Genomic DNA, 5,998 nt, shown 5'->3' with positions numbered 1-5,998 from the left:
CTGATCGGGCCGACCGGCGCGCCCCCGCGCCGGGGTGTCGGGATTCGCTGCGGCTCAAGCATTCGGGTGGGGCGTGTCCCCCGGCCAGGCGCTGGCGCGGGCCATACGGGACCGTACTTTGACGCGGCCGGTCGCTTCGGGCACACTGCGTCGCGTCCCACGTTCCACGCACATGAAGCTCTCCAAGATCTCCGCAGTCCTGGCCCCTGCGAGCGCGCTGTTCCTCGCGGGACTGGCCGCATCGCACGCCGCCGCGGGCGCCCCCTCGCCGACGGCGACCGCCCACGTCACCATCGACGCCGCCGCGGGCGCGTCCGCGAAGCCCTCCGCGGCGGCGCATCGCCCCGCCGCCGCCGCGCCGCCGCTGGGCGAGTTCCGGCTCGACCCCGCCCGCGGCCGGTACGTCGCCCCGTTCGGCTCGGGGCGGGCGGTGCTCACCCTCGACCCGCGCCTCCAGGCGCGCCTCGAGCGGACCCTCCAGAACTACGCGGTCCCGTGGGGGGCGACGGTCCTCCTCGAGCCCGCCACCGGCAAGGTCCTGGCGATGGCCGAGCACTCCCAGGCCGAGCCGGGCCGGCGCGGCCTCGCGCTCAGCGCGTTCGCGCCGGCCGCGAGCATCTTCAAGATCGTGACGACCGCCGCCCTCCTCGAGCAGGGCATCCGGCCGGACGACGAGGTCTGCTACCACGGCGGCCGGAGCCGGCTGCAGCCGGCGCTGCTCTCCGACGACCCCCGCCGCGACCGGAGCTGCACCACCCTCGAGCGCGCCTTCGGCCACTCGACGAACGTGGTGTTCGCGAAGCTCGCCGATCGCGGCCTCGACGCCGCGCTGCTGCGCGCGGAGGCGAAGCGCTTCCTCTTCAACGAGTCGATCCCGTTCGCGCGCGCGGTCGACGTGTCGAAGGCCGACATCGCCGAGGCGGGCTTCCCGCTCGCCAACACCGCGGCGGGGTTCGGGCCGGTCCGGCTCTCCCCGCTGCACGGCGCGCTCCTCGCCGCGATCGTGGCGAACGGCGGCGTGTTCGTGCCGCCGGTGATCGTGGACGAGGCCGAGGGCGTGGCCACGCCCGCGCCCGCCGCGCCCTGGCGCGTGGTGGACGAGGCGGTGGCCGGGGCGCTCGGTGAGATGATGCGCGGCACCTGCAGCGACGGGACCGGCCGGCGCGCCTTCCGCGGCGCTCGCGGCCCGCTCCGCGGCGTGGTGGTGGCCGGGAAGACCGGCTCGCTCGCCGATCGCCCGCCGTTGCCACACCGCGATTACTCGTGGTTCGTCGGGTACGCCCCGGCGAACCACCCCGAGGTCGCGGTCGCGACCGTCATCGCGAACGGCCCCGTGTGGCGTGTCCACGCGCCGCAGGTGGCGAGGGACGCCCTCGAGGCGTACTTCGCGACGCGAGTCGCGGAGGCGGCGCCCGTCGCCGCCGGACTCCGGACGGCGAAGGCGCCGGCGCCCTGATCACATCGGGGCTGCGCCCCCGCCAGGTTCCCCCGTGAGCCGTGCTCGTCACCGTCACCGGCTTCTCCGTGATCCGTGAGCCGGGTCCCGTGGCCCGTGGCCCGTGGCCCGGTTCCCGTGATCCGACGCGGTCGGATGACGGGCCAGGGGCCACGGGAGGCGGGAGGCGGGAGGCGGGCACGGGGAACGGTCACGGTGACGGGCACGGGCACGGGGACGGGTGCGGGTTCGCGTTCGGGCACTGGACGCGCCGTGGTCCGTGCCCGTCACCGTCACCGGTCTCTCCGTGACCCGTGAACCGGATCGCGTGGCCCGTGGCCCGAACCCGTGATCCGACGGAGACACGGGCCAGGGGACACGGGAGGCGGGAGGCGGGCACGGGGAACGGTGACGGTGACGGGCACGGGCACGGGCACGGGTTCGGGTTCGGGTTCGTTCCTTGAGCCGTGCTCGTCACCGTCACCGGCCGGAGTCACCCGAGCGCGATCCACCCGGCGCTCACGAACCGCCGGATCGCCTTGAGGAGCTCCAGCTCGCGCAGCGGCACGAAGCGGGTGAGCTCCTCCACGGTGCGCCGTCCATCGCAGCGCGCGAGCAGGTACCGGTCCGTCGCGGGGAGTCGCAGCCGCTCGAGCTCGTCGGCGGCGAGCCGGAGCCGCGGCGTCCGCGGGGGCGCGAGCAGCTCCGCGCGGAGGTGCTCGCCGAGGGCCCGCTCCGTCGCGGCGAGGAGCGCCCGCGCCGACTCGGCGCCCGGCGCGAGCTCGACCGCCCGGGCCGCCACCCGCTCCGCGTCCTCGGGCCGCCCCGCCGCGAGCAGCTCCCGCGCGCGATCCAGGAGCTCCGGGGCGACCGCGTCGGCGGGTACGACGGCGCCCACCGGCGGCGGCGCGGCGCGCACGACACCCTGGCGCGCGAGGGCGTACAGCCGCTGGTAGAGCTGGAAGTCGGTGGCGCGGAGGGCGAGGCCGACCTCGTCGATGGTCTTGCCGTCCCGGGCGAGCGCGAGCAGGCGCCCGTCGATCGTGGACGGCGCGAGCCCGGCGGGGACCTTCGCCTCGTCCACCTCGAGGGGCGCGCCGCCGGTCGGGAACTGGGCGCGGAAGGCGCTCCACGCGGTCGCCCGGAACTCCGCCTCCCGGGCGATGTCCGCGAGCGGCACCCGCGGGTCGGTGTCGTCGGGCGCAGGCGGCGGGCCGTCGTCGAAGGAGAACACGCCGGCGTCCCAGAGGAACGCGTCGAGCAGGGTCTCCCGGATCTTGATCGCGAGGACGTCGCGGACCGTCGTGGCCGGCACGAGGCCCGTCATCGTGAGGACCTTGCCGAGCCGGACCCGCGTCTCCTCCTGGGTCCGGAACGCCTTCGCGAGCTGCTCCTCGGTGAGGTGGCCGAAGTCGACGAGGAGCTGCCCGAGGAACTCGCGCGGATCGTTGGAGGCGGCCGCGACCGCGTCGCCCTGGTCGAGGTGGAGCGTCTTGCGGATCGAGCCGCGCTCGCAGGTGAGGGTGCCCGACAGCCTGCGACGTACGAGCAGCTCCACGACGTCGGCGAGCGGGAGGACCGCGAAGCTGCCCATGAGGCCGCGCATGCGTCGGCGGAGTCTCCAACGGACCTCCGCTGGCGGCAAGCCGGGGCGTCGTGTAAGAACATCGCCGTCATGACCGCCTCGCTCCGCCGCGCCGCGCTCGCGGCCGCCCTCGTCCTCGCCGCCGCGTGCAAGCGCGACGACAAGCCGGTCCAGGCGGCGCCGCTCCCCGCGCCCGCGCCGTCCGCCGACGTCCGCTCCATCGACATCTTCCGGACCGCGAGCGCGGCCGCCCCGGCCATCGACCTGCCGACGATCGACGGGAAGCGGTTCAGCCTCGCGGCCGTGAAGGGGCAGGTCGTGTTCGTGAACTTCTGGGCGACGTGGTGCCCGCCCTGCCGTGACGAGATGCCGTCGATGCTCGCCCTGGGGCGCGAGCTCGAGGGGCGCTACCCCGGGAAGTTCAAGATGGTGGCGATCTCCGCGGACGACGGGTGGACGCCGGTGAAGGAGTTCTTCGGCGCGCCGCCGTACCTTGGCTCGACCCAGGGGATCACCGTGGCGCTCGACGCGTCGAGCGAGAAGACGACGGTCGCCGCCTACTTCTGCACCGCGCGGGGGGCGTGCCCGAAGATCATGTTCCCCGAGAGCTACCTGGTGAAGGACGGGCGGATCGTGGGGTTCTTCGAGGGCCCGCTCGAGTGGTCGAACCCCGCCGCGCGCGCCTACCTCGAGCAGCTCATCCGCTCCTAGGCCAGTCCCCTCTCACAGACCTCGGTCCGAGGCGAACGCCACTGATTTCCCGTGCTTGACGCACCGCGGCATAAGCCGGTGCGCTTCCGCCCTACGCCCGTCCGAAGGGTCGGCGCCCCTGGTTTTCTTGATAGGGGCAGACGGCGTGAACTATAAAAACCCCGGAATCTTCGTACATTCGGCGATCGGTCTTCCCACCGTATCGCCCCGGAGGGGCGCGTGGCAGAGAGCGGCATCCCGGTGGTGCTCGTCGGGCTCGGCGAGATCGGCCAGGCGATCGCCCGCCTCGCGCTCGCGCGCCCCGATCTCGAGGTCGTCGCGGCGGTGGACGCGGCCCGGGCCAAGGCTGGACGGCCGCTCGGCGAGGTGATCGGGGCGGCCGCGCCGGCGCTGGCGATCGCGTCCGACCCGCGCGAGGCCTACGCCGCGGCAAAGGGAGGCGTCGTCCTGCTCGCCACCGGGAGCCGGTTCGACGAGGTCCGTCCGGAGCTCGAGCGCGCCGTCGAGGCGGGCCTCTCGGTCGTCTCGACCTGCGAGGAGCTCGCCTACCCCTTCCTCGACCATGAGGAGGAGGCGTCGGCGCTGGATCGGCTCGCCGAGGAGCACGACGTGGCGATCCTGGGGACCGGGGTGAACCCCGGCTTCGTCCTGGATCGGCTCCCCGCCGTGCTGGGGCAGATCACCGGGCCGGTGCGCCACCTGCGCGGCGTGCGGGTGGTGGACGCGGCGCGGCGCCGGACGGCGCTCCTGCGGAAGATCGGCGTGGGCCTCGACGAGGAGGCCTTCGACCAGGCGGCCGAGCGGGGCGTCGTCGGGCACGTCGGCCTGGTCGAGTCGGCGGCGCTGGCCGCGGTGGGGCTCGGCCTGCCGCTGGACGAGGTGGAGGACGAGATGATCCCGCTCCTCGCGGAGGAGGACTGGGACGGTCCGGTGCCGGTGCGGCGCGGCCAGGTCGCGGGCATCTCGCAGGTCGCCCGGATCTTCGCCGACGAGCGCGAGGTGGTCCGGCTCGAGCTCACGATCTCGGTGGGCGCCCAGGACCCTCACGACGAGCTGGAGCTGGACGCGGATCCGCCGGTGCGGGTCCTCTTCCCGGGCGGGCTCGACGGCGATCTCGCCAGCGCGGCGGCCGTCGTCAACGCCGTCCCCGCGGTGACCGAGCTGCGCGGCCTCGTCACCGTGCTCGATCTGCCCGCGGGGCGGTGAGGCGCGGACATGCTCGACAGATCCCTCGTGGGCCGGGAGAGCGAGCCCGTCGTGCACGAGGTGGAGAAGGGCGCCATCCGCCGCTTCGCCGAGGCGCTCGGGGACCCGAACCCGATCTACCAGGACGAGGCGGCGGCCCGGGCGGCCGGGTTCGGGGGGCTGGTGGCGCCGCCGACGTTCCCCGTCGCGCTCGCCTCGAACGAGCGCTTCCGTCACTCGCTCGACCTCGGGACGCGGTCGATCCTGCACGGCGAGCAGCTCTTCGAGTACGGCCGGCCGCTCGTCGCGGGCGATCGGGTGACGGTCACGAGCCGGGTCGCGGACGTGCTCGAGCGCCCGGCGGCGAGCGGCCCGACCGACGTGATCGTGATCGAGGACGAGGGGCGAGACGACCGGGGCGAGCTGCTGTTCCGCTCGCGCGAGACGCTCATCCTCCGTCGCTGACGAGGGGACGATGACGCTGATGGCACGCCAGCTCTACTTCGAGGCGGTGAAGGTCGGGGACGAGCTGCCCCCGCTCGTCAAGCCGCCGGTGGATCGCCTGCAGATCGCGCGCTACGCCGGCGCGGCCCAGGACTGGAACCCGCTCTCCATCGACGAGCCGTTCGCGAAGAACTCCGGCTTCCCGAGCGCGTTCGCGCCGGGGATGATCGCGATGGGGTTCCTCGGCGAGCTGGTCGTGGACTGGGTCCGCGGCGCGCGGCTCCGCAGGTTCCAGGCGCGCTTCGTGAAGATCATCTGGCCGGGCGACGTGCTCACGGCCCGCGGTCGCGTGACCGACCGCCGCTTCGAGGAGGGCGGTCGCTACGCCATCGACATCGAGGTCTGGGCCGAGAACCAGCGCGGCGAGCTGGTCGTCCGGGGCCTCGCCACGTTCCAGCTCTTCTACAGCGCGGACGACGAGGCCCGCCAGCGCGTCGGCCAGCCGCCGCTCGTGGTGACGCAGGAGGAGGAGGCGGCGCGCCTCGCGAAGCTCTCGCGCGCGCAGCCGCCGCGCCCGGCCGTCGTCGCGGGCCGCCCGCTCGCGCCGCCGCGGCCTCTCGCACCCGCGCCGGCCCCCG

General features: G+C 74.7%; 6 protein-coding genes. 5 read left to right on the top strand and 1 reads right to left on the bottom strand.

The genetic code is table 11. From position 1 onward, the window contains the following. Positions 1 to 172: 172 nt before the first annotated feature. The gene (locus MNZ27_RS22705) at positions 173 to 1,456 is read left to right on the top strand and encodes a penicillin-binding transpeptidase domain-containing protein (protein WP_242396346.1); all 1,284 of its coding nucleotides are present in this window, start codon (positions 173 to 175) and stop codon (positions 1,454 to 1,456) included. A gap of 472 nt (positions 1,457 to 1,928) precedes the next feature. Here MNZ27_RS22705 and MNZ27_RS22700 read toward each other — a convergent pair whose 3' ends face one another. Continuing rightward, entirely contained in the window at positions 1,929 to 3,041 is a 1,113-nt protein-coding gene (locus MNZ27_RS22700) for a DUF4388 domain-containing protein (RefSeq protein WP_242396345.1), read from the bottom strand. A 69-nt stretch (positions 3,042 to 3,110) separates the two neighbouring features. Here MNZ27_RS22700 and MNZ27_RS22695 point away from each other — a divergent pair, with 69 nt between their 5' ends. The 4 genes from MNZ27_RS22695 to MNZ27_RS22680 form a co-directional block, all read left to right on the top strand. Beyond that, on the top strand, positions 3,111 to 3,731 hold the full coding sequence (locus tag MNZ27_RS22695; RefSeq protein WP_242396344.1) for a TlpA family protein disulfide reductase: 621 nt from the start codon (positions 3,111 to 3,113) through the stop codon (positions 3,729 to 3,731). A 219-nt stretch (positions 3,732 to 3,950) separates the two neighbouring features. After that, positions 3,951 to 4,937 carry a dihydrodipicolinate reductase gene (locus MNZ27_RS22690; RefSeq protein ID WP_242396343.1) on the top strand — a complete coding sequence of 329 codons (987 nt, stop codon included), beginning with the start codon at positions 3,951 to 3,953 and terminating at the stop codon, positions 4,935 to 4,937. Positions 4,938 to 4,946: 9 nt separating this feature from the next. Further along, positions 4,947 to 5,381 (top strand): FAS1-like dehydratase domain-containing protein, encoded by a 435-nt coding sequence (locus tag MNZ27_RS22685; protein ID WP_242396342.1) that lies wholly within the window; start codon positions 4,947 to 4,949, stop codon positions 5,379 to 5,381. A 19-nt stretch (positions 5,382 to 5,400) separates the two neighbouring features. Then, positions 5,401 to 5,998: MaoC/PaaZ C-terminal domain-containing protein (locus tag MNZ27_RS22680; RefSeq protein WP_242396341.1), on the top strand; the 598-nt coding region annotated here is incomplete at its 3' end.

Source organism: Anaeromyxobacter oryzisoli (assembly GCF_022690765.1).
In the GTDB taxonomy this organism is placed as follows: Bacteria; Myxococcota; Myxococcia; order Myxococcales; family Anaeromyxobacteraceae; genus Anaeromyxobacter; species Anaeromyxobacter oryzisoli.
The sequence above is the reverse complement of the archived record's forward strand: the minus strand, read 5'-3'. Positions and strand labels throughout refer to the sequence as shown.

Bases quoted from the DNA above. Each gene is read 5' to 3' on its own strand.
- MNZ27_RS22705 (WP_242396346.1), top strand. From the start codon at position 173: ATGAAGCTCTCCAAGATCTCCGCAGTCCTGGCCCCTGCGAGCGCGCTG.
- MNZ27_RS22685 (WP_242396342.1), top strand. From the start codon at position 4,947: ATGCTCGACAGATCCCTCGTGGGCCGGGAGAGCGAGCCCGTCGTGCAC.
- MNZ27_RS22700 (WP_242396345.1), bottom strand. From the start codon at position 3,041: ATGCGCGGCCTCATGGGCAGCTTCGCGGTCCTCCCGCTCGCCGACGTC.
- MNZ27_RS22695 (WP_242396344.1), top strand. From the start codon at position 3,111: ATGACCGCCTCGCTCCGCCGCGCCGCGCTCGCGGCCGCCCTCGTCCTC.